A 24,831-nucleotide genomic window follows, 5' to 3' on the forward strand; every position below is an offset into this window, starting at 1 on the left:
GAGTAGCCACATGACCGGACGTCTCGAGGGCAAGGTCGCCTTCATCACCGGAGCCGCGCGCGGCCAGGGCCGCAGTCACGCGGTCCGGCTGGCCGAGGAGGGCGCCGACATCATCGCCATGGACATCTGCGGCGACGTCGGCCGGACCCACGACTTCTACGCACCCGCAACCGAGGAGGATCTGGCCGAGACGGTCCGCCTGGTCGAGGGCGCCGGACGCAAGATCATCACCTACGTCGCCGACGTGCGCGACTACGAGGCACTTGCCGCGGGGCTGGACGAGGCGGTCGCCGCACTCGGGCGCCTCGACATCGTGTGCGCCAATGCGGGGATCTTCCAGTTCGGTGACGAGGTCAAGGACACCGCGCCGACCGACTGGGCCGACGTCATCGACGTCAACCTCAACGGCGTGTTCCACACCTGCAAGGCGGCCATCCCCCACCTGGAGGCCGGCGGTCGCGGCGGCTCGGTCGTGATCACCTCCTCCGACGCGGGCACCAAGGGATTCGCCCGGTTCGGCCACTACGTGGCCTCCAAGCACGCGGTGATCGGCCTGATGAAGTCGCTGGCCATGGAGGTCGCCGAGCAGTCGATCCGGGTCAACGTGGTCTCGCCCACCAACTGCAACACGCCGATGATCCAGAACGACGCCACCTGGCGACTGTTCCGCCCCGACCTGGAGACCGTCACCCAGGAGGAGTTCGCGGAGTCCTCCGGCACCCTGCTGGCCCTCCCCGCCCCGTGGGTCGAGCCGGTCGACGTCTCGAACGCGATCGTCTTCCTCGCCTCCGACGAGGCTCGCTTCGTCACCGGCATCGTCATGCCGGTCGACGGGGGTTCCTCGATCATCTAGGAGCCAGTCGTGGGGTCGGCCATGGAACCGGAATGTCCGTGGCGACCCCTACCGTCGGGCCATGGCCCTCACCCTCGGCATGGTCACGTGCGACACCCCCGATCCGCGCGGTCTCGCCACCTGGTGGGCGGCGCAGACCGGAGGCGACGTCGTCGATCCGTTCGACGGCGCCTTCGTGATGGTGGTCGGCGGGCCGGTGCGCCTGGCCTTCCAGATCGACCAGGCACCGACACCGGGCAAGAACCGGCTCCATCTCGACCTGGTCGCCGCGGATCTCGACGGCGAGGTCGACCGGCTCGTCGCTGCCGGAGCGGGACTGGTCGAGCGACGCGGCGATGACAGCTTCCGCTGGGTCACCCTCACCGATCCAGCCGGCAACGAGTTCTGCGTCGCCGGCGCCGACGAGACGGACGAGGCGTGATCAGCCGCGCCAGGCGGGGTCACGACCCGTGAGGCCCAGCAGTCGCTCCAGAGCCGAGGCGTTATCGGCGACCGCGACCGGCGGACCGAACAGACCGCCACCGGACTCACCAGCCGAGTCGGCGTCGGAGTCCTCCTGGGGCGCCTCGAAGGCGGCCACGAAGCCAAGGCAGGCGTCCACGGCGGTCGGGTCGGCGGCGTAGACCTGACCGGTCGCGGCGGCGAGGTCCCAGGCGTGGACGACGATCTCGTCGAGTGCGACCAGGCCCGCCTCGGGTCCGGGCATCTCGATCGGCCCGGCCATGGTGGTGCCCTCCAGCGCCGCCGGATCGAGCCATGCGGCGGCGAGGGCGTCGAGCTCGGCGGGGATGTCGGTGCGGAAGCTGTCGGGGAGCCTGGCTCCATCTCCGCTCGGTCCGGGAGCGCCGGACAGCGGCTCCTTGGTGGCGGCGTGGGTGAAGGCGATCGTGAGGCCGTGGATGTGGTCGAGCAGATCGGCGACGCGGTAGTCGGGGCAGGGCGTCGGACCGGTGAGTTGTTCGTCGTCGACGGCGGCGACGAGACGGGCGAGCTCGCGAGCAGTGGGCGTGAGATCGGGAAGTGTGCTCATAGGAGTGCCGACCCGGCGCGCACCGCGGACTCATCGGCGGTCGGTTCGGAAGGTCAGCGGTGCCCGGCGAAGAACTCGGCGAGCAGCGCCGAGGACTCCTCGGCGAGCACCCCCGCGACCACCTCGGGCCGGTGGTTGAGCCGGCGGTCGCGGACGACGTCCCACAGGGAGCCGACGGCGCCGGCCTTGTCGTCGAAGGCGCCGAAGACGACTCGGTCGACGCGAGAGAGGACTGCCGCGCCGGCACACATGGTGCAGGGCTCCAGCGTCGCCACCAGGGTGCAGCCGGTGAGCCGCCACTCCCCGACCGCCTGTGCCGCCGCCCTCAGGGCGACCACCTCGGCATGTCCGACCGGATCGTCGTTCGCCTCGCGGACGTTGTGTGCGCGCGCGATCACGGCCTCGTCCGGGCCGAGCACCACGGCACCGATCGGCACGTCCCCGGTGGTCGGCGCCTTGCGCGCCTCGGCCAGGGCCGCGCGCATGGCCGGGTCCCACCGGTGGGTGCTCACCGGCCCATCATGCCGCCTCGCCGGCATGGCGCGCGGGGCAGATCAGGCGGGCGCGAGTCCGACGACGTCGTCGAAGAGCGCGCCGAAGCCGAGGTGCCGCGCGACGTCGGAGAGGAACTCGTCGGGGTACAGGTCGGGGTCCTCGAGCATCTCCTCGAGCTCTACGGCGTCGAGACCGAGGTCGGCGAGCAGGTCGAGGTCGCCGGCGGGCAGGGGCTCGGCGTCGTCGTCGGGCAGGGGCAGCCGGAGGAACTCCACTGCCGTCTCGGCCAGATCCCACTCGTCGGCGGCGGTGATGTCGGAGAGCAGCACCCGGGTCCCGCCGTCGACGACCCGCAGGATCATCAGGTAGTCGTCGTCGATCGCGATCAACCCGACCGCGCCGCCGTCGGCGGGGAAGCGGGCGAGCGCCTCGGCCAGCACCTCGACGTCGGCCGGCAGGTCGCGGGCCAGCTCGCGCAGCACCCAGCGGCCGTCCTCGTGGTAGGCGGCCAGCGCGAAGTCGACCTCGTCGAGCAACTCGGCCATGGATCCAGAGTCGCGCCGCCTCCGAGTCGGGTCAACCCTTTTCCGGTGAAGCCTGGGCGACCGGCGCGAGTGTGTCGGCCACTAGGCTCACCGCATGCGCACCCACGTCGTCGATCACCCTCTCGTGGCCCACAAGCTCACCGTGCTTCGCGACGAGCGCACCGACACCCCGACCTTCCGGCATCTGGCCGACGAGCTGGTCACGCTGCTCGCCTACGAGGCCACCCGCGACGTGCGAGTGGTCCCCGACGACATCGTGACGCCGGTGGCTCCGATGACCGGGGTCACCCTCGCCTCCCCGAAGCCGCTGGTCGTCCCGATCCTGCGCGCCGGTCTCGGCATGCTCGACGGGATGATGCGGCTGCTGCCCACCGCGGAGGTGGGGTTCCTGGGGATGGTGCGCAACGAGGAGACCCTCGAGGCCTCCACGTACGCCGAGCGGCTCCCCGACGACCTGTCCGGCCGTCAGTGCTACGTGCTCGACCCGATGCTCGCCACGGGCGGAACCCTCGCGGCGGCGATCCGCTTCCTCACCGACCGCGGCGCCGACCACATCACCTGCATCTGCCTGCTCGCCGCTCCCGAGGGCTGTGCCAACCTCGAGCGCGAGCTGGCCGGCCTCGACGTGCCGGTCACCGTCGTGACCGCGGCGCTGGACGAGCGCCTCAACGACAAGGGCTACATCGTGCCCGGCCTCGGCGACGCCGGCGACCGCCTCTACGGCGTCGCAGGCTGATCGTCTCGCCGGTGGAACTGCTCGATCGGAGCTGGACCCGACCGGGCCCGACCGCGGTCCAGAAGAGACACGACGTGGTCCTCGGCGTTGTGGCAGCAGCGGTGTCGGTGGCCTCGGCCGGGTGATGCACAGCGCCACGGGCGCATCACGCGGCGCGGGCGCGCGGGCGCATCACGCGGCGCGGGCGACATCGAGGCCTGGTGCTGTAGCGGTCGCCGCTGAATGGTCGTTGTCGCACTATTCAGCGCGATTGCGCCGAACGGGTCGGTCTCCCGACCACCCACTGCACCAATCCGCGCAATTGCGCCGAACGGGTCACTCACCCGACCACCCACTGCACCATCCCGCGCAATTGCGCCGAACGGGTCACTCACCCGACCACCCACTGCACCATCCCGCGCAATTGCGCCGAACGGGTCACTCACCCGACCACCCACTGCACCATCCCGCGCAATTGCGCCGAACGGGTCACTCACCCGACCACCCACTGCACCATCCCGCGCAATTGCGCCGAACGGGTCACTCACCCGACCACCCACTGCACCAATCCGCGCAATTGCGCCGAACGGGTCACTCACCCGACCACCCACTGCACCAATCCGCGCAATTGCGCCGAACGGGTCGGTCCCCGGGCGTTCAGCCGAACCCGGACCGACTCAGAGCGCCTTGACGGCGGCGAGCAGCTTGCTCAGGGAGTCCTTGGCGTCGCCGAACAGCAGGGTCGTGGTGGGCTCGAAGAGGAGCTCGTTCTCGATGCCGGCAAAACCCGGGCGCATCGACCGCTTGAGGAAGATGACCTGCTTGGCGTCGTCGACGTCGAGGATCGGCATACCGTAGATCGGGGCGCTGGGGGTGGTGCGAGCGGCGGGGTTGACGACGTCGTTGGCGCCGACGACCAGGACGACATCGGTCTGCTTGAACTCGCCGTTGATGTCGTCCATCTCCTTGAGCTGCTCGTAGGGCACCTGCGCCTCGGCGAGCAGGACGTTCATGTGCCCGGGCATCCGGCCGGCGACCGGGTGGATCGCGTAGTCGACCTCGGTGCCGCGCTCCTGGAGGACCTCGACCAGCTCGCGCAGCGTGTGCTGCGCCTGGGCGACGGCCAGGCCGTACCCGGGCACGATGATGACCTTGTCGGCGTAGCCCAGCAGGATCGCGATGTCCTCGGGACCGGCGCTGCGCACCGGTCGGTCGGAGGCCTCGCCGGCGCCGAGGGTGGAGCCTCCGCGCAGCGCGCCGAACAGGATGTTGGCCACCGAGCGGCCCATCGCGCCGGCCATGAGCAGGGTGAGGAAGGTACCGGAGGCGCCGACCAGGGTGCCGGCGACGAGCAGGACGGTGTTCTGCAGTACGTAGCCACCGGCGGCCACGGTGAGTCCGGTGAAGGCGTTGAGCAGCGAGATGACGATCGGGACGTCGGCGCCACCGACCGGCAGCACGAGCAGGACGCCGAGCGCCAGACCGACCAGCGCGAGCACGATCCCGGCCCACATCGTCGGCGAGCCGACCACCAGCCCGGCGAGGACGAGCGCGCCGAGGATGCCGGCGCCGAACACGATCGGCAGACCGGGGAAGACCACCGGCCGCGAGGTCATCAGCTCCTGCAGCTTGGCGAAGGTGATCACCGAGCCCGAGAACGACACCGCACCGACCAGGATCGTGAACGCCGTCGCCACCAGGTAGGCCACCGGGACGTCGAGGCCGGCGTCGTCGGCGGCGACGAAGTGCTCGAGCTCGAGGAGCGCGACCAGCGCGGCCGCGCCGCCGCCGACGCCGTTGAACAGCGCGACCATCTGCGGCATCTGGGTCATCTGCACCCGCTGGGCGCCGACCGCTCCCACCACCGACCCGACCGCGATCGCGACCAGGATCAGGGCGATGTTGTCGAGGTCGGCGTAGAAGAACGGGACGATGCAGGCGACCACCGCGGCGCCGGCGCCGATCAGGTTGCCGACGCGGGCGGTCTTCGGCCCGGAGAGGCCCTTGAGCGCCAGGATGAACCCGACGGCGCAGAGCAGGAAGACGACCTCGGCCCAGGTCGGCATCAGGCGGCCCCGTCCTCGCGTGCGGACGGCGCGACCTGCTTGCGTCCGGGCTTGCGGTTGAACATCTGCAGCATCCGGTCTGTCACGACGAAGCCGCCGACCATGTTGACCGCGGCGAGCACCACCGCGACCAGCGCGATCACCAGCGCGAAGCCCTCGGCGTCACCGGCCACCAGGATCGCGCCGAGCAGGATGATCCCGTGGATCGCGTTGGCGCCCGACATCAGCGGCGTGTGCAGGGTCGAGGAGACCTTGGAGATCACCTCGATCCCCACGAACACGCTGAGGACGAAGTAGGTCAGCCAGGTCACGTCGTTGCTCATGACGCGCCCCCTTCCAGAGCGGTCCGGGTGGGTTCGTGCGCGATGACGCCGTCGCGGGTCACGCACGCGCCGGCGACGATCTCGTCGTCGAAGTCGGGGTTGAGCTCGCCGTCGCGGGTGAGCAGGGCGACCAGGTTGACGACGTTCTGGGCGTAGAGCTTCGAGGCCGGGCCAGGCATCTGCGAGGGCACGTTCTTCCCGCCCCAGATCTGGGCGTTGCCGACACGGGTGATCGTGCCGGCCACCGAGCCCTCCACGTTGCCGCCGGAGTCGGCGGCGAGGTCGACGACCACGGCCCCGGGGCCCATCTGCTCGACCATGACCGAGGTGACCAGCAACGGGGCGGTGCGACCGGGCACGGCCGCGGTGGTGATGAGTGCGTCGGCGGCGGCGACGTAGGGCGTCAACAGCTCGCGCTGCCGCGCCGCCCGCTCCTCGGTCATCTCGCGCGCGTAGCCGCCGGCTCCCTCCAACGTCTCGAGGTCGAGCTCGATCGCCTTGGCTCCCATCGAGCGGATCTCCTCCGCGGCGGCCGCACGCACGTCGTAGGCACGGACGACGGCGCCGAGCCGCTTGGCGGTCGCGATCGTCTGGAGTCCGGCGACCCCGGCCCCGAGCACCACCACGTTGGCCGGCTGTACGGTGCCCGCCGCGGTCATGTTGAGCGGGAAGAACCGGCGCAGCAGGCCGGCCGCCACGATCGCGCAGCGGTAGCCGCTGACCAGGCTCTGCGAGCTGAGTGCGTCCATCGACTGGGCGCGCGAGATGCGTGGGATCAGCTCCATGGCGAGGCTGGTGATGCCGAGGTCGCGCAGGTCGGCGATCAGTCCGAGATCGGCCGCGGCCCCGCTCACCGGCAGGAACGAGATCGTGGTCGCGCCGCGCCGCAGTCGTCGCACGGCGGCTCGATCCAACGGCTGCACGGATACGACCAGGTCGGCCGACTCGATCGCCGCCTCGTAGATCAGCGCACCCGCCGCGGCGTACTCGTCGTCGGCGAGGAGCGCGCCGTCTCCCGCTCCGGGCTCGACGACGACCTCGTAGCCGAGCGCGGTCAGCTTTCCGACCAGTTCGGGCACCATCGCCACCCGGGTCTCACCTTCGGCGCTCTCCCGCGCGACTGCGATCCTCACGACGGCCAACCTAGGCCACCGCGCGCCCCCAGCGTGTGACCCGGGCCTCAGCCGAGCGCGAACTCCTCCACGACCTCGTAGCGCGGGCGGCGCCGTGGACCCTCGCCCAGGTGCGAGGCGATCAGCGAGATCCGGTCGACGCTCCAGGCGGGGCCGGAGTAGGAGTCGAGCACCCGGATCCAGCGGGTGACCTCCTCGGGCCGACCGAGACGGGCCACGGTGAGGTGCGGACGGAAGCGACCGCCGTCGACCTCCACCCCGGACGCGTTGGCGGCGTGACGCGCACCGACGGCGAGCCGCTCGAGCTCGGCCAGGGAGGCCGCGTCGGCGCGGAGCCCTGCCCACAGCACCTTCGCGCGGGAAGGGTCGGGGAAGGCGCCCCCGCCGGCGATCTGCGCCGCGAACGGCGCGCGGCGCGACGCCGCGATAGCCAGCCGTTCGGTCAGGTCGTCGAGCGCGCGGTCCGGGACTGCGGGCAGGAACGCGAGGGTGAGATGTACCTGCTCGGGCGCGGTCCACCGGAACGACGCGTGCTCCCGGCGCGGGTCGAGGAACTCGTCGAGGTCTTCCACGACATCGTCGGGCGGCACCAGCGCCACGAACATCCGCATCAGCGCGCGCCCCGCCCCAAGCCCTGCCCCGCGGTGTCGACCGCGCCCTCGAGGAAGTACGTCGTGACGCGGTGCCCCGCCCCGACCAGCAGCGCCTCGCGCACCAGGTCCTCGGGCGCCTGGGTGACCACCGAGACGGTCGCGCCGCGTCCCGCGGCCTCGGCCTCGATCGCGGCGAGAGCGGGCGCAGTCGCGACGTCGGTGACGAGCAGCACCGGCCCGCCGGGGTCGTAGACCGGGGGCGCCGGAACCAGGCGGCCCGCCGCACCGTCGGTGGTGAGCTGGATCCGTTCGCTCTCGCCGCGCACCTGCGCCACCGGGAGGTCCCGGTGCCACCACACCTCGACGAGAGCCATGCCCAGCGACTCCGCTGCGGCGCGGCGCTCGGGCTCGTGCGCAGGTGCGACCAGACGCACCGGCCGGCCGTCGTCGAGGACGGCGCGCAGCAGTGCCTCGCCCTCGGTCGACCACGCCTCGGGCGCCACGACCATGTCGTCGACCAGGCGACGGCGCTCCCCCGGCATGGCGATCGCGAAGCCGTGGTCGGTGCGCAGGGTGAGGGTGGCGGGATCCTCGACGAGGTGGGCCAGGAACGCGCGGTGCCGGGCGGCGGCGTCGGGCGCCGGATTCCAGAACCGAGGCGCGTGCGGGGCAAGCGCCTCGCGTCGCGCGCGGGTCAGGTCGAGCACCCAGTCGACGTCGTCGGCGACGAGCGGCCGGACCGACAGCGGGGCGGGGACGGCGCTCACAGCCCCAGATCGCGCCCGATGAGCTCCTTCATGATCTCGTTGGACCCGGCCCAGATCTTGGTGACCCGGGCGTCGCGCCAGGCGCGCGCGACCCGGTACTCGTTCATGAACCCGTAGCCGCCGTGGAGCTGGACACAGTGGTCGAGGACCTCGTTCTGCACCTGCGAGGTCCACCACTTCGCCTTGGCGGCGTCGACCGGAGTGAGGTCACCTGCGGAGTGGGCGAGGACGCACTGGTCGACATAGGCCTGGGTGACGTCGAGTTGCGTGACGAGCTCGGCGAGGAGGAACTTGTTGTGCTGGAACGTGCCGATGCCGGCGCCGAACGCCGTGCGCTCCTTCGCGTAGACGATCGTCTCGGCAAGGATCTGCCGGGCGTGGGCGACGTTCGAGATCGCGCAGGCGAGCCGCTCTTGGGGGAGGTTCTGCATCATGTGGACGAAGCCCTGGTCGAGCTCCCCGACGATGTCGTCGTCGGTGAGCCGGACGTCGGCGAAGTTCAGTTCGGCGGTGTCGGACTCGTCCTGTCCGACCTTGTCGAGCTTGCGCCCGCGACTGAACCCCTCGGCGTCCGAGGGCACCGCGAACAGCGTGATGCCCTTGGCCTTCTTCTCCGGCGCGGTGCGCACGGCGGTGATGATGAGGTCGGCGGAGTAGCCGTTGGTGATGAACGTCTTCGAGCCGTTGAGGACCCACTGGTCGCCGTCGCGGACCGCCGTCGACTTCAACGCGGCGAGGTCGGACCCGCCACCGGGCTCGGTCATGCCGATGGCGGTGAGGATCTCGCCGGACGCGGCACCGGGAAGCCAGCGCTTGCGCTGCTCCTCGGTGGTCAGCTCCACGAGGTAGGGGGAGACGATGTCGGTGTGGATGCTCACGCACGAGGCGAGCGCGGCGGTGACCTTCGACAGCTCCTCGATGAGCACCGCGTTGAAGCGGTAGTCGCCCTCGGCGAGGTCGGCTGAGCCCCCGTACTGGTCGGGGATCTCCAGGCCGAGGAAACCCTGCGCGCCGGCGTCGAGCCAGAACTGTCGCGGTAGCCCCTTGCTGCTGGCGTACTCCTCGACCTGGGGGATCACCGAACGGTCGAGGAACTCCTTGACCGAAGCGCGAAACGCCTCGTGGTCCTCACCGTAGATCGCACGCTTCATGCCGCGATCCTACTGACTCCCGGCCGTTGCCGGCGCGGGCCGCACAGTCAGCGATCAGCCGCCGATCAGCCGACGGAGTTGAAGTCGAGCACCTCGTCCTCGGGCGGCGCGGTCACCTCGAAGGGCTCGTCGAACTTGCCGAAGGTGAAGTCGCCCTGGTCGCTGGTGCTCTCGAGCTTGACGACGTAGTGCGGCGCCTCGACGCGGACGTAGGCGGTCACCTCGTCGCTGCCGGTGCCGTTGGTGATCTTGACGACCTCCTCGCCGTCGATCTCGGAGACGTCGCCCTTGACCGCGGTGTCGGAGTTGTCGGTGCCGCTGCCCTCGAGCAGCGAGGTGATGTTGCAGATGTCCTCGAAGTCGGCCGACTGGCTGGAGTCGGCCTGGAGCCACCGATCCCCGACCAGTTTGATGAAGGTGTCGACGTCGATCGACCCGTCGGTGTTGCTCGCCTCCAGAAAGCCTCGGTCGGGCTTGAGCCAGGTGGTGCCGTCGAGGCGCCGGATCTTGGCGGTGCCTTCGCCGACGCGCATCTCGCCGTCGCAGTCGCCGGATGCGGTGATCGTGAGGTCGGCGGCGGTCTCCTGGCCGTCCTGGTCGACCTTGCCCGACAGGTGGGTCGACTGCAGCGCAGCCATGTCGTCCTTGGCCGCCTGCAGGATCGTGGGCGCGTCGGAGTCGAGGAACGCCTGCCCCTCCGCCGAGCGGCCGCCACCGGAGTTGCCGCCGTTACCGCCATTGCCGGCATTGCCGCCATTGCCGCCGTCTCCGCCGCCCATGCCGGCCACGAGTGCGGCGACGCCCCCGATCACGATCGCCACCGCGGCCGCGGCCAGGACGACCCAGAGTCCGCGGCGCGAGGGCTTGTCGGCCGCACGGCGTCCGGACTGCGCGCCCGAGCCCGATGCGTACTGGGCGCTCGAGGATCCAGGAGGAGGCCCCGAAGGGCCCGACCCCGCAGCGGTCGCGGCGAACGAACGCGGGACCGACGAGCCGGACCCGGCCGAGGGGTTCGATGGGCCGGACGCGCCGGGGGGACGAGACGGTGCCGAGGGCCCCGACGGGCCCGACGGTGCGGAGTGCCCGGCTGCCGCAGAGCCGCCGGCCGCGGCGATCAACGCGCTGGTGAGCTGGTGGTAGGCCGGGTCGTGGGTCATCTGGAGACAGTCGCGCAGGTCCTCGCGCAGCGCCTGCGCCGACCGGTAGCGGTGTCCGGGCTCCTTGGCCATCGAGACCCGGAGGACCCGGTTCACCGCCTCGGTGAGCGGCGAGGTGACCGGCAGCTGCGGCACCGGCTTGTTGATGTGGCCGCCGGCGATCTCGTACTCGGTGTTGCCGCCGAACGGCGGCTTCCCGGTGAGCGTGACCCACAGCAGACAGCCGAGGGAGTAGATGTCGGTGGCGATACCGGCCTGGCCGCCGGCGTGCAGCTCGGGGGCCATGTACGACGGCGTGCCGGCCGCGACGCCGCCCACCCGGGTGACGGCGGCGTCGACCCGGCGGGCGATGCCGAAGTCGCCGAGGTAGGCCTGCACCGTGTCGACTCCGCGGCGTCGCACCAACACGTTCCCGGGCTTGATGTCGCGGTGCACGAATCCGGCGGAGTGTGCGTCGTGGAGCCCGCTGGCGACCTGCTCGATCAGCTCGAGCGCCTTGCCGAGCGGCGCGGCGCCCCACTTGGTGAGCATCTGACCGAGGTCGCCGTCGGGGACCAGCTGAGTGGCGATGTAGAGGTAGCCGTCCTCCTCGCCGTGCGCGTAGACCTGGACGACGTTCGGCGAGTCCAGCGAGGCGAGCGCTCGGGCCTCGCTGGTGAACCGGTCGCGGAAGTCGGGGTCGCCGGCCAGCTGGGGCGAGATGATCTTCAGCGCCACCTTGCGGTCCAGGTTGACCTCGAGCGCCTCGTAGACCACGCCCATGCCACCCGCCCCGAGCTGGGAGACGACTCGGAAGCGCCCGATGTCGGCGCCGGCGGAGGGAAATTGAGGGGTCACGTGCATGTTCTACCTGACGGATGGCAGGACCCGCAGGATCCATGACGTAGACCACGATGTGATTGGATCGTTCCAAACAACTGGGAGGATCCCCGAGTGACCCTGGAATCGACCACCGCTGCCGCCTTCGACGGGCCGGTCTGGCCCGGCAACCCCTATCCCCTGGGCGCGACCTTCGACGGCACGGGCACAAACTTCGCCCTGTTCAGCGAGGTAGCCGATCAGGTGGAGCTGTGTCTCTTCGACGCCGACGGCGTGGAATCGCGGGTCCCGCTCACCGAGGTCGACGCGTTCGTGTGGCACTGCTACCTCCCCACCGTGCAGCCGGGTCAGCGCTACGGCTACCGGGTCCACGGCCCCTACGACCCCGCCTCCGGGCTGCGCTGCAACCCCAACAAGCTCCTCCTCGACCCCTACGCCAAGGCGACCGCCGGCGAGATCGACTGGGACGAGAGCCTGTTCGGCTACCACTTCGGCGACGAGGACTCCCGCAACGACGACGACTCCGCGGCGCACATGACCCACGGCGTCGTGATCAACCCCTACTTCGACTGGGAGGGCGACCGCCGCCTCGCGATCCCCTACAACGAGACGATCATCTACGAGGCCCACGTCAAGGGGATGACCCAGCAGCACCCGGAGGTGCCCGAGGAGCTACGCGGCACCTACGCGGGCCTCGCGCACCCGGCGATCACCGACCACCTCACCCGCCTCGGTGTCACCGCAATCGAGCTGATGCCGGTCCACCAGTTCATTCAGGACAGCACCCTGCTCGAGAAGGGTCTGCGCAACTACTGGGGCTACAACACCCTGGCATTCCTCGCCCCGCACGCCGGCTACGCCGCCAGCGGCGTGCCCGGACAGCCCGGCCAGCTCGGCCAGCAGGTCCAGGAGTTCAAGGCCATGGTGAAGGCCATGCACGCCGCCGGCATCGAGGTGATCCTCGACGTCGTCTACAACCACACCGCCGAGGGCAACCACCTCGGCCCCACGCTGAGCATGCGCGGCATCGACAACCAGGCCTACTACCGCACCGTCGCCGACGACCAGAAGTACTACATGGACTACACCGGCACCGGGAACTCCCTGAACGTCGGCAACCCACACGCCCTGCAGCTGATCATGGACTCGCTGCGCTACTGGGTCACCGAGATGCACGTCGACGGCTTCCGGTTCGATCTCGCCTCCACGCTGGCCCGCGAGTTCTACGAGGTCGACCGGCTCGCGACGTTCTTCGAGCTCGTGCAGCAGGACCCGATCGTCTCCCAGGTGAAGCTGATCGCTGAGCCGTGGGACATCGGCCCCGGCGGCTACCAGGTCGGCGGCTTCCCGCCCCAGTGGACCGAGTGGAACGGCGCCTACCGCGACGTCGTCCGCGACTTCTGGCGCGGCGAGCCGGCGCTGGGCGAGTTCGCCTCGCGGGTCGCCGGGTCCTCCGACCTCTACGAGCACTCCGGACGCCGTCCGGTCGCGAGCATCAACTTCGTCACCGCCCACGACGGCTTCACCATGCGCGACCTCGTCTCCTACAACGAGAAGCACAACGAGGCCAACGGCGAGGACGGCCGCGACGGTGAGAGCCACAACCGCTCCTACAACCACGGCGTCGAGGGCCCCACCGACGATCCCGAGATCCTGGCCCAGCGCGCCCGCGCGCAGCGCAACCTGATCGCCACCCTGCTGCTCAGCCAAGGCGTGCCGATGCTGCTGCACGGCGACGAGTTCGGCCGGACCCAAGGCGGCAACAACAACACCTACGCCCAGGACTCCGAGATCGCCTGGATGGACTGGGTCGACGTCGACAAGCCGCTGATGGAGTTCACCGCGGCGGTCATCGCGCTGCGTCGCTCCCACCCGACCTTCCGCCGCAAGCGCTTCTTCACCGGCACCACCGTCCGCACCGGCGAGCCGGGCGCCGACCGGCTCAACGACATCGTTTGGCTGCACCTCGAAGGACGCCCGATGGCCGACGAGGACTGGACGGCCACAGGGGACGGGCCCGGCAGCCAGGCCATCGGCATGTACCTCAACGGCGACGGCATCGCCGGCCAGGACGTCCGTGGCGCAGCGATCACCGACGAGCACTTCCTGCTCTACTTCAACGCCGACGGCCCGGCCGAGGTGACCCTTCCCCCCGCCGAGTACGCCGAGGCGTGGGACGTCGTGATCAACACCGGCGGCTCCGCCGACGACGCCGACACGATGCCGGCCGGCTCGGCGTTCACCATGGAGTCGAGCAGCCTGGTGGTGCTGCGCGAGCACCGCGAGCCCAAGGTCGAGCCGGACCACTCGGTGGCGGCGTCCGTGGCGGCCTCGGTCGCCTCGACCGGCGGCCAGGGCAGGGTCTGACGTGCGAGCGCCCACCAACACCTACCGGCTGCAGATCCGGTCCTCCTTCGACCTCCACGAGGCCGCACGCCGCCTCCCGTACCTGCACGACCTCGGCGTCGACTGGGTCTACCTCTCGCCGCTGCTGGAGGCCGAGCCGGGCTCCGACCACGGCTACGACGTGATCGCCCACGACCGCATCGACCCGGCCCGCGGAGGGCGGGAGGGCTTCGAGGCGTTCGTCGCCGAGGCGCGGCGACTCGGCCTCGGCGTCCTGGTCGACATCGTGCCCAACCACGTCGGCGTGGCGACGCCCCGCGAGAACGCGTGGTGGTGGGACCTCCTCGACCACGGCCGGGCCTCGCGCTACGCCGAGGCGTTCGACGTCGACTGGGCCTTCGGCGGGGACCGGGTGCGGGTGCCGGTGGTCGGCGACGACGACGCCGGCTCCATCCAGCGCGACGCCGACGGCGTCCGCTACCACGATCACGCCTACCCGCCGGGCGACGGCTTCGAGCTGGTGTCGTGGCGCGAGGCCGACCACGACCTCAACTGGCGCCGCTTCTTCGCCGTCACCACGCTCGCCGGCGTCCGCGTCGAGGTGCCGTGGGTCTTCGAGGAGACCCACGCCGAGATCGGCCGCTGGTTCGCCGAAGGCCTGGTCGACGGCCTGCGGGTCGACCATCCCGACGGTCTGCGCGACCCACGCGGCTATCTCGACGACCTGGCTCGACTCACCGGGGACTCCTACGTGCTCGTGGAGAAGATCCTCGAGCCGGGCGAGGAGCTGCCCGCCTCCTGGGCGACGGCGGGCACGACCGGCTACGACGCGCTCGGCCTGATCGATCGGGTGCTCACCGATCCCGCGGCCGAGCATGCCCTTCCGGGCTCCGACCTCGACTACGAGGCGCTCGTCCACGACACCAAGCGGGCCGTCGCCGACGGCATCCTCGGCTCCGAGGTCCGCCGCGTCGTCCGCGAGCTGCCGCCGCTGGACCTTCCCGGCGAGACGCTCGTCGACGCCGTCGCCGAGCTGGCTGCGTGCTTCCCCGTCTATCGCTCCTACCTGCCTGAGGGCCGCGAGCACGTCGAGGCCGCCTTCGCGCGAGCCCGGAGTCTGCGACCCGACCTCGGGCCGGCACTGGACGCCGTCGAGCCGGTGCTCACCGACGCCGGCCAACCGGCGGCGATCCGGTTCGAGCAGACCACCGGCGCCGTGATGGCCAAGGGCGTGGAGGACTGCGCCTTCTACCGCTACAACCGGCTCACCTCGTTGAACGAGGTGGGCGGGGATCCTGCGCACTTCTCGCTGAGCGTCGACGACTTCCACCGTGCCATGGCCCACCGACAGTCCACCCGGCCCCAGGCCATGACGGCCCTGTCCACCCACGACACCAAGCGGGGCGAGGACGTCCGGGCGCGGATCGGCGTGCTGGCCGAGATGCCCGAGGTCTGGACCGACGCGCTGGCCCGGCTCCAGGCGGCCGCGCCGATCCCGTCGGAGGCGTTCGCCGCGCTGCTGTGGCAGGCCGTCCTCGGCGCCTGGGTCCCGCAGGATCCCGATCTGCGGGCCCGGCTGCACGGCTACGCCGAGAAGGCCATGCGCGAAGCCGGCGACCACACCACGTGGACCGCGCCGGATGCCGACTTCGAGACCACCGTGCACGCCGCGGTCGACGCCGCCTTCGACGATCCGGCCGTGCGCACGGTGCTCGAGGAGGTGCTGGACCGGGTCACGCAGGCCGGCTGGTCGAACGCGCTGGCCGCGAAGGCGCTCGCGCTGACCGTGCCCGGAGTGCCCGACGTCTACCAGGGCTCCGAGTTGTGGGAGCAGTCGCTGGTCGACCCCGACAACCGCAGACCGGTCGACTTCGACCTGCGGGCGGATCTGCTCGCCGAGCCCGCGCGCACGCATCCCGCCCGGGCGAAGCTCGACCTGACCGCGGCCGCGCTCCGGCTGCGACGCGACCGGCCCGAGCTCTTCACCGGCTACACGCCCGTGCCCGTGAGCGGCGAGGCGGCCGCGCACGTCGTCGCGTTCGATCGCGGCGGTGCGATCACCGTCGCCACCCGACTCCCGGTGGGGCTCGCCGGCCGCGGCGGCTGGGGCGACACCGAGCTCCGGCTGCCGCCGGGCCGCTGGCGCGACGTACTCACCGGCCGCGAGAGCGCGGGTCGGCTCTCCGAGCTGCTCGACACCCACCCGGTCGCCCTGCTGACCCGCGAGGAGGACCCCCGATGAGCGTCGTGCCCACTCCCGCTCACACCCGCCGCGGCCCCTTCGACGTCTGGGCGCCTCGCGCCGCGCGGCTACGACTGTCGGTGGGCGATGCCATCGTGGAGATGCAGCACACGGACGGCGGGTGGTGGACCCCGTCCGAGCCCACACCCGACCCGGCGGAGGGAGACCTCGACTACGGCTATCTCATCGACGACTCGGACGCGCCGCTGCCCGATCCGCGCTCGCGGCGCCAGCCGGCGGGCGTCCACCAGCGCTCGCGAACCCACCGCCCCGAGGACTTCTCGTGGAGCGACGACACCTGGACCGGTCGCCAGCTGGCCGGCGCGGTGATCTATGAGCTGCACCTGGGCACGTTCACGCCCGAGGGCACCCTGGACGCCGCGCTCGGCCGGCTCGACCACCTGCGCTCGATCGGCGTCGACTTCGTCGAGCTGATGCCCGTCAACTCCTTCAACGGCACCCACAACTGGGGCTACGACGGCGTCGGCTGGTTCGCGGTCGACGAGACCTACGGCGGCCCGGACGCCTATCAGCGCTTCGTCGACGGCTGCCACGCCGCCGGCCTGGGCGTGATCCAGGACGTCGTCTACAACCACCTCGGCCCGTCGGGCAACTACCTGCCGCAGTTCGGCCCCTATCTCACCGAGGGCCGCAACACGTGGGGGGACCTGGTCAACCTCGACGGCGCGGAGTCGGCCGAGGTGCGCCGCCTGATCCTCGACAACGTCCGGATGTGGCTCGACGACTACCACGTCGACGCGCTGCGGCTCGACGCCGTGCACGCGCTGCGTGACGAGTCGGAGCTGCACCTGCTCGAGGAGATGGCCATCGAGGTCGCGGCCCTGTCGGCGCACCAGCGGCGGCCGTTGACACTCATCGCCGAGTCCGACCTGAACGACCCCCGGCTCATCACCCCGCGGGAGGCGGGCGGCTACGGACTGGATGCCCAGTGGAGCGATGACTTCCATCACGCCGTCCATGTCGCACTGACCGGGGAGACGGTCGGCTACTACGCCGACTTCGCTCCGCTCAGCGCCCTGGCGAAGGTGATCGAACGCGGCTTCTTCCACGACGGCACGTTCAGCTCCTTCCGGGACCGCGACCACGGCGTCCCGATCGACGTGGCCGCGATGCCCACCTGGCGGCTGGTGGTGTGCAGCCAGAACCACGACCAGATCGGCAACCGCGCGATCGGCGACCGGATCACCGCGAGCCTCGACGAGGACCAGCTCGGCTGCGCGGCCCTGCTCACCCTCGCCGGGCCGTTCACCCCGATGCTCTTCCAAGGCGAGGAGTGGGGCGCCTCGACCCCGTTCCAGTTCTTCACCTCCCATCCCGAGCCGGAGCTGGGCATCGCCACCGCGCAGGGCCGGATCGCGGAGTTCGAGCGGATGGGCTGGGACCCGGCGCTCGTGCCCGACCCCCAGGAGCCCGCGACGTTCGAGCGCTCAAAGCTCGACTGGTCCGAGGCCGACGACGGCCGGGGCGCGCGCCTGCTCGCCGGCTACCAGCGGCTCGCCGAGCTGCGCCGACTGCTGCCCGAGCTCACCGACCCCTCCTTCACGGAGAACCGCTGCGCCGTCGACGAGGACACCCGGGTCCTGCTGGTGCACCGCGGCGGCGTGCTGATCGCCGTCAACTTCGGCGACGAGCCGGCGCGGTGCGAGGTCGAGCAGCGCGAGGTGCTCTTCGCCACCGTCTCGGGCGCGGAGGTCGAGCGGGACGTGCTCGTCCTCCCCGCCCACGCCGGCGCGCTGCTGCGGTAGCGAGTCCGGATAGCCCAGCTAGCCCGGCGGGAGGGACCGGTCCGTATCCTGGCCGCGCCCCTCTGGACCGGATCGGATGCAGTGCCCTGGTGAAGTCGAAGCTCCTTGTCGGCGTCCTGGCGGCGACCATCACGGCGACCGTGACGGCGTGCGCCGGCGCCCCGGCGACGCCCGACCGGACGCAGCCCCCCACCTCGCGCACCGAGGGCTCTGGTGCCCCAGCCCCCGGGTTCCCGATGACGCCGGCGACCCCGGGCACGGCCGACGGTCAGACCTCTCCACTGCCGGACTCCGATCTCAACGTCGTCATGGTCGTCGTCGACGACGCCGCCGACATCTCCTGCGCCGAGATGCCTGAGTTCCTCCCGGAGATCAGCGCCCAGCTGCGCGACCAGGGACGCTGTTTCGAGAACGCCACGGTCACCAGCCCCGCGTGCTGCCCGTCGCGCGCGGTGCTCCAGACCGGCCAGATGGGGCACAACAGCGGCGTGACCCGGCAGATCGACGCTCCCAAGCTCCAGGTCGAGGACACGATCCAGTACCAGCTCCGCGCCGCGGGCTGGGACACCTACGGCACCGGCAAGTACTTCAACGGCTTGAGCCCCTGGCCCTTCGAGGCCGGGGAGCAGGACAGCGGCTTCGTCAGCTCCGACTTCTGGGCGGGGATGAAGTACTACGACTATCCCCTGTGGGACGACACCGCCGGCGAGCCGCGGATCGAGCCCGGCCACATCAACGCGACCACGCGTACCGGCATGTTCCTGCGCGACTTCATCGCCGCGAACGCCGACAGCGACCGCCCGTTCTACGCCTACGCCGCCTTCAAGGCCCCGCACACCGACAACTCCGCGCGCACCGTCGTCCAGCGCGACCCGCTGCCGACCGAGGCCAACCGGAATCGTGCGGTCCCGCCATTTCGATGGCGCACCGAGGCCGACACCCGCGACAAGCTCCCGATCTTCCAGAACCAGCTGCGGCCCCGGCGCTTCTACGAGCGCCTCTACGAGGCACGCACCCGCACGATGTACGACGTCGACGACGAGATGGGCAAGACCTTCGACCTGCTGCGCGAGCTCGGCGAGCTGGAGAACACCGCGATCTTCTTCGTCAGCGACAACGGCTACCACCTCGGCGAGAACAACTGGGAGACCAAGGGAGACCCCTACCCGGCCTCCATGGACGTCCCGATGCTCGCCTGGCTGCCCTCGGCGTTCGGCTCCGGCGTCGTCGACGACCGCCCGGTCGGCCTGATCGATCTCGCGCCCACGCTGTACGACCTACTCGACGTCACGCCGAACCACGTGCTCGACGGCCACTCGCTGCTGTCGGAGGAACGGCGTACGGGCACCTACTTCGAGCTGCAGAACGAGAAGTCCGACATCGCGCTGAAGGAGTCCGGCTTCCACCCCGGCACCGTGCCGACGTGGGCGATGTACCGCTCCGGCCGGAGCAGCTACCTGGAGTACTACCGCCGCGACGGGTCGGTGCTGCGCAGCGAGTTCTACCGGGATCCCGCCTACGAGGAGAACCTGCTCTGGCCGGGCAACCGCGCGCGACGTCCGGACGCCGCCACCCTGGCCTGGTTCCGCGCCCGGCTCCGCGAGGGGCGCACCTGTGCCGGCACCGTCGAGCTCGGCAGTCCGAATCCCTGTCCGTGAGCCAGGCTCAGCGGGGCGTCGCGAGAGCGTCGGACTCCGCACCCGGAGCGGCGGCGTCGCCGGCCTCCTCCCGGAAGCCGTAGCGCTCCCACCAGCGCCGCATCGGAGCGGGCGCCCACCAGTTCCACCTGCCCAGCAGCTTCATCGTCGCCGGCACCAGCATGGCGCGGACGATGGTCGCGTCGATGAGCAGCGCGACCAGCATGCCGATCCCGAGCATCTTCATGAACACGATGCCGCTGGTCCCGAACGCACCGATCACCACCGCGAGCAGCAGGGCGGCGCTGGTGATGATGCGGCCGGTCTTCTGGACGCCGGTGGCGACGGCGAGGTCGTTGTCGTGGGTGCGGTCCCACTGCTCGCGCACTCGCGAGAGCAGGAAGACCTCGTAGTCCATCGACAGGCCGAACAGCACCGCGAGCATGAGGATCGGGTTGGTCGCGTCGAGGTAGCCGGGCGGTTCGAAGCCGAGGAGCCCCGAGAGATGGCCGTCGCTGAAGATCCACGTGACCACACCGAAGGATGCCGAGATCGACAGCAGGTTCATCAGCACCGCCTTGACCGGCAGCACCAGCGATCCGAATGCCAGGAAGAGCAGCACCAGCATCACGACCACCACGATCAGCGCCATCCACGGAAGGTGCGCCCCGATCGAGTCGACCAGGTCGACGGTGGCGGCGCTCTGGCCGCCGACGAGCGCCCGGCCGCTCCCCGGGTCGATCGCGCGGATCGCCTCGACGACGTCCTGGGACCGCTCGGACTGGCTGTTGCCCTCCCAGGTGACGCGCAGGAGCGTGCGCGACCCCTCGGTGGCGATCGGCGCCACGGCGGTCACGTCGTCGAGCTCGGCCACGGCGCCGAAGTAGGGACCGAGATCCTCCGGGGCGGTCTGGTCGAGCACCACGGTCGCGGTCGAGGTCTCCGCGCCGAACTTCTCGTTGAGCAGCGCGGCCGCCTCATGGGAGGGCGCGTCGGCGGGCAGCACCCGGTAGTCGACGCTTCCCCACTTCACGCCGAGGAACGGCGAGGCGATGAACAGCAGCACCGCCACGATGGCGACGATCACCAGCACCGGACGTCGCATCACCGCTCGGGCGAGGGCGGCCCAGCGGCCGTGCGCGTCGGTGGTCGCGACGGGCCGGCCGCGCCGCCAGGGCAGCCGACCGGCGTCGACCCGGCGTCCGAGCAGCACCAGGGCGGCCGGCAGCACGGTGAGCGAGGCGAGCATCGCCACGAGCACCGCGGCCACCCCGCCATAGGCCATGCTGCGCAGGAAGGCCTGCGGGAAGACCAGCAGGCTCGCCATCGCCGCGGCCACCGTGAGCCCCGAGAAGAGCACGGTCCGCCCGGCGGTCGGCATGGTGCGCCGGATGGCGGTGCGCGCGGCGTCGGGGTCGTCGTCGGGGAGCTTCGCCAGCTCCTCGCGGAAGCGGCTGATCACGAACAGCGCGTAGTCGATCGCCATGCCGATCCCGATGAGGGAGACCACGTTGATCGCGAAGATCGACACGTCGGTGAACAGGGTGATGACCCGCATGATCGCGAGTCCGCCGAACAGGGCGACGAGGCCGACCACCGCGGGCATCGAGGCGGCGACCAGGCTGCCGAAGATCAGGAAGGCGAGCAGGATCACGATCGGCATCGAGAGGATCTCGGCGCGCTTCAGATCGTGAGCGGTGATCTCGCTGACGTCGCTGAAGACCGCGAACGGGCCGGCGACGTCGACCTGCAGGCGGCTGCCCTCCGGCGCCGTCAGCAGCGGTTCGATGTCCTGGTAGTGGTCGAGGTAGTCGTCCTGGGTCTCCCCCGCGAGCGAGACGAGCACCTGGGCGCTGCGACCGTCGGCGCTCACCATGCCGGGCGCCTCCGGGACGGCGAAGTACGGGACGACGTCGGCGACCTGGTCGGCCGGGAGCGAGTCGACGACCTCGGCGACGGCGTCGCGGAAGGCCGGCTCGTTCGCCGTCAGGTCGTCGCCGGACTCGGCGGAGAAGATCACCACGACGTCGACGCCGCGGTTGCCGAAGGTGTCGTGCTCCAGCTCGAGGGCTCGGGCGGACTCGGAGTCCTTGTCGTCGAAGCCACCCTGACTGAGCGAGTCGAAGACTCCCACGCCGTACCCGGCCGCGCCGAGAGTGAGCAGGATGCCGACGACGAGCACCAGGCGGGCTCGCCTGGCCACCAGTGCGGCCCAGCGGTCGATCATGCGGAGATCCCTTCGCGACGTGTCCGTGATTGCCGTTCAGTTAAGTGAACAGCGTTTACAGTAAACGATGTAAACTGACCCTCGTCAACCAACCAGAACGCGAACGGAGCACGGTGGCGCCCGCCGATCCCCTTCCAGTGACCACGCCCGGCGGCACCCGGCGCGAGCGACAACGAGAGGCCACCTTCGCCGAGATCGTGGCGACGGCCCAGGCCCTGCTGACCGAGGGCGCGGAGCTCTCCCTGCGTGCCGTCGCGGCTCGCATGGGGATGACCGCGCCCGCGCTGTACCGCTACGTGGGCAGCTACCAGGAGCTGGTCGACCTGGTGGCCTACGAGATCGACCGGCAGGCCGCCGCGACCTTCGCGGCCGCCGCCGACGCGCTCGATCCCGAGGACGCACCCGGCCGGCTCATCGCCGCGGTGACCGAGTTCCGGATGTGGGCGCTGGCCCATCCCCGCCACTTCCAGCTGGTCTTCGCCAATCCGGTCGCGGAGTCCTTCTGCACCCGGCGCGAGCTCCTCACGCTGGCCACCTCTGGACTGCTGATGACCGACCTCATCCACGACGTCCACCGCCAGCGCCCCTTCCCGATCCCGGCGCTCGACGAGCTGCCGCCGCTGGTCCGCGACGTCGTCCTCGATCCGCTCATCCCCGCGAACGTCGACCACATCCCCGCCGAGGAGCGCGGCCTGGTGTGGATCTACATGCAGGGCTGGAACCAGCTCTACGGCGTCGTCGCCCTCGAGGTGATGGGCCACATGGACCCCCGCGTGATCGAGAGCGGCGAGATGTATCTCGACGTCATTCGCCGCTTCGCCCCGATCCTCGGCCTCGACGACGACGAGGGCACCCTCCCCCGCCTCCTCGACCTCGCCCGCCGCCGCATCGACGCCGATCCGTCAGCCATAGCGGACGGGTCACCGTCACATTTGCGCTGACCCGTCAGCTATAGCGGACGGGTCAGCGAGAAATGGGCGAGTCGACCGCGGAGGCGGCCGCGAGGATCTCCTCGACCCACTCGGGGACCAGGAGGCTCGCGGGTCCGTGGCGGGCCTCGTCGAACACGGGGGTGCCCTCGCTCGGCTGGAGGTTGAGCTCGAGGGTGCGGGCGCCGTAGCGGGCGGCCAGGTCGACGAAACCGGCCGCGGGGTAGACCGCGCCGGAGGTGCCGATCGAGACGAACAGGTCGGCGCGGAGCAGCTCGACCTGGATCCGGTCCATGCCATAGGGGATCTCGCCGAACCAGACGACGTCGGGCCGCAGCTCGGCATGACCGCAGCCCGGGCAGGGCGGGAAGTCGATGAGCGCCTCGAGCCACCGCACCCGGCCCGAGCAGCTGCGGCACAGCGCCGAGCGGAGCTCGCCGTGCATGTGGTGGACCCGCGAGGAGCCGCCGCGCTCGTGCAGGTCGTCGATGTTCTGGGTGACCACGAAGAGGTGATCGCCCAGCGCCTCCTCCAGCCGGGCGAGCGCCTGGTGCGCCGGGTTGGGCTCGACGCCGTCGAGGGCGGCCCGCCGGTCGTCGTAGAAGCGCTGGACGACGCTCGGCTGCAGCTCGAAGGCCTCGGGCGTCGCGACGTCCTCGACGCGATGTCCCTCCCACAGACCACCGGCGTCGCGGAAGGTCGCCACGCCGCTCTCGGCGGAGATCCCCGCGCCGGTGAGCACCACGATCCTCGGCCAGTCCATGCCCCACTGTGACATGCCGCACCACACGAGCGCGCGTCTGTCCGCGTCAGGCGACCCTCGGGCGCGGATGTGGACCGTGACCACGTAGCCCCGATCGCGCTCGACCGGAGCCCGGTCCCAGCCCGACCAGCGCGACACCTCGCGCAGCCCGGCCGCCTCCATCGCCGCATCGACGTCGCCGGCCGGCGTCACCGGGCAGCCGGCCGGAAGGTGGGCCGCGTCGAGGCCGTAGCCGCACACCAGGAGGCCACCGGGAGCCAGGTGAGCGGCCAGGCGCGCACAGGTGTCGGGGAGCGTGCCGTCCTCCAGGAGCGGCACGATGTTGCCCGCCACCAGGACGACGTCGAAGCGGCGCTCGAGATCGAAGTCGGCCAGGTCGGCGATGCGCCAGTCCATCCCGGGCGCCAGCTCGCGGGCCTGGTCGAGCATCTCGGGGTCGACGTCGACCCCGACGACGTCGTAGCCCAGCTCTGCGAGCCGGATCGCGATCCGCCCGGTGCCGCAGCCGGCGTCGAGCACGGACGCCGGTGCCGGCCGCAGGGCCGCTATCAGGTCGGCCTCCCCGTGCACGTCCTCGCCGCGTTCGGCGAGGTCGCGGAACCGGTCGGCGTACCAGCGGCCGTAGTCCTCGCCCCCGGCGGCGCGGGCGATGTCCTCCCAGCGAGTCATGGGGCGGTCACGGGGTCCGGGGCGGCAGGCTCGGCGGGGTCGCGCCGGTGTAGCCGTCGCCGGACAGGGTGATCTCGGGCTCGGTGGCATCGGGGTCGCCGATGCCGGCGACGCACGACCTCTCGCCGCGCTGCTCGACGAACACGCGACTCGTGAGCTCGCGATCCTCCAGCCCCTTCTCGCTGCTGGTCACCTCCACGACGAAGGACCCGGTCGCGCCGTCGCTCACGTCGCTGACCTTGTAGTCGACGTCGGGGTCGACGGTGCCGGCGGCGTCGCGGGCGTCGTCGATGATCGTCATCAGGGTCATCCGGTACAGCGCCATCGGCGCCTCGCAGAGCAGCTCCATGCCGGCGTCGACGTCGAGGTCCTGCGCCGCCTCGACGGCGAGGTCGGCGACGTCCTCGACGCTCGCGGCGTCCTCGGCCGTGCGACTGTCGCGCAGGAACAACGTGGTGACCGCCACTCCGGCCAGCACCGCCATGACGATGGCGGCGGCCACCCAAGGAAGCCACCCCTTGAGCGTGTGCGGCCCGCGATCGGGCCCGGTGAGGTCCATGGGTCAGTAGTACCTGGGGTTTCGGCGTGGGAGGTCGGTTCTTACG

At 71.1% G+C, this 24,831-nt stretch carries 21 protein-coding genes; 8 read left to right on the forward strand and 13 right to left on the reverse strand.

The annotated features are described in order from the left end of the window. Positions 1 to 10: 10 nt before the first annotated feature. Together WMR31_RS13010 and WMR31_RS13015 are read left to right on the forward strand one after the other, a co-directional pair. Complete coding sequence (locus tag WMR31_RS13010; protein ID WP_340539267.1) at positions 11 to 853, forward strand: mycofactocin-coupled SDR family oxidoreductase; 843 nt, start codon at positions 11 to 13, stop codon at positions 851 to 853. 61 nt (positions 854 to 914) lie between these two features. Beyond that, positions 915 to 1,274, forward strand: a complete 360-nt coding sequence (locus WMR31_RS13015) for a VOC family protein (RefSeq protein WP_340539268.1) — start codon at positions 915 to 917, stop codon at positions 1,272 to 1,274. Here the strand turns inward: WMR31_RS13015 and WMR31_RS13020 are convergent, their stop codons facing one another. The 3 genes from WMR31_RS13020 to WMR31_RS13030 all read right to left on the reverse strand — a co-directional run bounded on the left by WMR31_RS13020 (position 1,275) and on the right by WMR31_RS13030 (position 2,923). Continuing rightward, on the reverse strand, positions 1,275 to 1,883 hold the full coding sequence (locus WMR31_RS13020) for a TIGR03086 family metal-binding protein (RefSeq protein WP_340539269.1): 609 nt from the start codon (positions 1,881 to 1,883) through the stop codon (positions 1,275 to 1,277). It lies immediately after the preceding gene. A gap of 53 nt (positions 1,884 to 1,936) precedes the next feature. After that, on the reverse strand, positions 1,937 to 2,368 hold the full coding sequence (locus WMR31_RS13025) for a nucleoside deaminase (protein WP_340539320.1): 432 nt from the start codon (positions 2,366 to 2,368) through the stop codon (positions 1,937 to 1,939). Positions 2,369 to 2,437: 69 nt separating this feature from the next. Next, positions 2,438 to 2,923 (reverse strand): tRNA adenosine deaminase-associated protein, encoded by a 486-nt coding sequence (locus WMR31_RS13030; RefSeq protein WP_340539270.1) that lies wholly within the window; start codon positions 2,921 to 2,923, stop codon positions 2,438 to 2,440. Between the two features lie 94 nt (positions 2,924 to 3,017). On the opposite strand from WMR31_RS13030, the gene upp reads away from it, so the two are divergent. Continuing rightward, positions 3,018 to 3,659: a uracil phosphoribosyltransferase gene (upp, locus tag WMR31_RS13035; RefSeq protein WP_340539271.1), complete on the forward strand. Its 642-nt coding sequence runs from the start codon at positions 3,018 to 3,020 to the stop codon at positions 3,657 to 3,659. 656 nt (positions 3,660 to 4,315) lie between these two features. Here the strand turns inward: upp and WMR31_RS13040 are convergent. The 7 genes from WMR31_RS13040 to WMR31_RS13070 all read right to left on the reverse strand — a co-directional run bounded on the left by WMR31_RS13040 (position 4,316) and on the right by WMR31_RS13070 (position 11,665). Beyond that, positions 4,316 to 5,704, reverse strand: coding sequence for an NAD(P)(+) transhydrogenase (Re/Si-specific) subunit beta (locus tag WMR31_RS13040; protein ID WP_340539272.1), 1,389 nt, complete (start codon positions 5,702 to 5,704; stop codon positions 4,316 to 4,318). Continuing rightward, entirely contained in the window at positions 5,704 to 6,027 is a 324-nt protein-coding gene (locus tag WMR31_RS13045; RefSeq protein ID WP_340539273.1) for an NAD(P) transhydrogenase subunit alpha part 2, read from the reverse strand. The genes WMR31_RS13040 and WMR31_RS13045 overlap by 1 nt, the downstream gene beginning before the upstream one ends. Further along, complete coding sequence (locus tag WMR31_RS13050) at positions 6,024 to 7,160, reverse strand: NAD(P) transhydrogenase subunit alpha (RefSeq protein ID WP_340539274.1); 1,137 nt, start codon at positions 7,158 to 7,160, stop codon at positions 6,024 to 6,026. The genes WMR31_RS13045 and WMR31_RS13050 overlap by 4 nt, the downstream gene beginning before the upstream one ends. A gap of 47 nt (positions 7,161 to 7,207) precedes the next feature. Next, positions 7,208 to 7,771 (reverse strand): RNA 2',3'-cyclic phosphodiesterase, encoded by a 564-nt coding sequence (thpR, locus tag WMR31_RS13055; RefSeq protein ID WP_340539275.1) that lies wholly within the window; start codon positions 7,769 to 7,771, stop codon positions 7,208 to 7,210. After that, complete coding sequence (locus tag WMR31_RS13060) at positions 7,771 to 8,520, reverse strand: hypothetical protein (protein ID WP_340539276.1); 750 nt, start codon at positions 8,518 to 8,520, stop codon at positions 7,771 to 7,773. Before WMR31_RS13060 ends, thpR begins: the two co-directional genes overlap by 1 nt. Continuing rightward, entirely contained in the window at positions 8,517 to 9,671 is a 1,155-nt protein-coding gene (locus WMR31_RS13065) for an acyl-CoA dehydrogenase family protein (RefSeq protein WP_340539277.1), read from the reverse strand. Before WMR31_RS13065 ends, WMR31_RS13060 begins: the two co-directional genes overlap by 4 nt. A 65-nt stretch (positions 9,672 to 9,736) precedes the next feature. Next, entirely contained in the window at positions 9,737 to 11,665 is a 1,929-nt protein-coding gene (locus tag WMR31_RS13070; protein ID WP_340539278.1) for a protein kinase domain-containing protein, read from the reverse strand. A 96-nt stretch (positions 11,666 to 11,761) separates the two neighbouring features. Between WMR31_RS13070 and glgX the strand changes: the two genes are divergently transcribed. The 4 genes from glgX to WMR31_RS13090 all read left to right on the forward strand — a co-directional run bounded on the left by glgX (position 11,762) and on the right by WMR31_RS13090 (position 19,659). Then, entirely contained in the window at positions 11,762 to 14,014 is a 2,253-nt protein-coding gene (glgX, locus tag WMR31_RS13075) for a glycogen debranching protein GlgX (RefSeq protein ID WP_340539279.1), read from the forward strand. 1 nt (position 14,015) lies between these two features. After that, positions 14,016 to 16,235, forward strand: a complete 2,220-nt coding sequence (gene treY, locus WMR31_RS13080) for a malto-oligosyltrehalose synthase (RefSeq protein WP_340539280.1) — start codon at positions 14,016 to 14,018, stop codon at positions 16,233 to 16,235. Beyond that, a complete protein-coding gene (gene treZ / locus WMR31_RS13085; RefSeq protein ID WP_340539281.1) occupies positions 16,232 to 18,001 on the forward strand; it encodes a malto-oligosyltrehalose trehalohydrolase in 1,770 nt (589 codons plus the stop codon). The genes treY and treZ overlap by 4 nt, the downstream gene beginning before the upstream one ends. A gap of 89 nt (positions 18,002 to 18,090) precedes the next feature. Beyond that, positions 18,091 to 19,659: a sulfatase-like hydrolase/transferase gene (locus WMR31_RS13090; RefSeq protein ID WP_340539282.1), complete on the forward strand. Its 1,569-nt coding sequence runs from the start codon at positions 18,091 to 18,093 to the stop codon at positions 19,657 to 19,659. Positions 19,660 to 19,666: 7 nt separating this feature from the next. Here WMR31_RS13090 and WMR31_RS13095 read toward each other — a convergent pair whose 3' ends face one another. Continuing rightward, positions 19,667 to 21,865 (reverse strand): MMPL family transporter, encoded by a 2,199-nt coding sequence (locus WMR31_RS13095; RefSeq protein WP_340539283.1) that lies wholly within the window; start codon positions 21,863 to 21,865, stop codon positions 19,667 to 19,669. Positions 21,866 to 22,002: 137 nt separating this feature from the next. Here WMR31_RS13095 and WMR31_RS13100 point away from each other — a divergent pair, with 137 nt between their 5' ends. Then, positions 22,003 to 22,806: a TetR/AcrR family transcriptional regulator gene (locus WMR31_RS13100; RefSeq protein ID WP_340539284.1), complete on the forward strand. Its 804-nt coding sequence runs from the start codon at positions 22,003 to 22,005 to the stop codon at positions 22,804 to 22,806. 22 nt (positions 22,807 to 22,828) lie between these two features. Here the strand turns inward: WMR31_RS13100 and WMR31_RS13105 are convergent, their stop codons facing one another. Continuing rightward, on the reverse strand, positions 22,829 to 24,226 hold the full coding sequence (locus WMR31_RS13105; RefSeq protein WP_340539285.1) for a Sir2 family NAD-dependent protein deacetylase: 1,398 nt from the start codon (positions 24,224 to 24,226) through the stop codon (positions 22,829 to 22,831). A 7-nt stretch (positions 24,227 to 24,233) separates the two neighbouring features. Then, positions 24,234 to 24,785, reverse strand: coding sequence for a hypothetical protein (locus WMR31_RS13110; protein WP_340539286.1), 552 nt, complete (start codon positions 24,783 to 24,785; stop codon positions 24,234 to 24,236). Positions 24,786 to 24,831: the final 46 nt, after the last annotated feature.

Source organism: Nocardioides epinepheli, from assembly GCF_037936805.1.
GTDB lineage: Bacteria > Actinomycetota > Actinomycetes > Propionibacteriales > Nocardioidaceae > Nocardioides.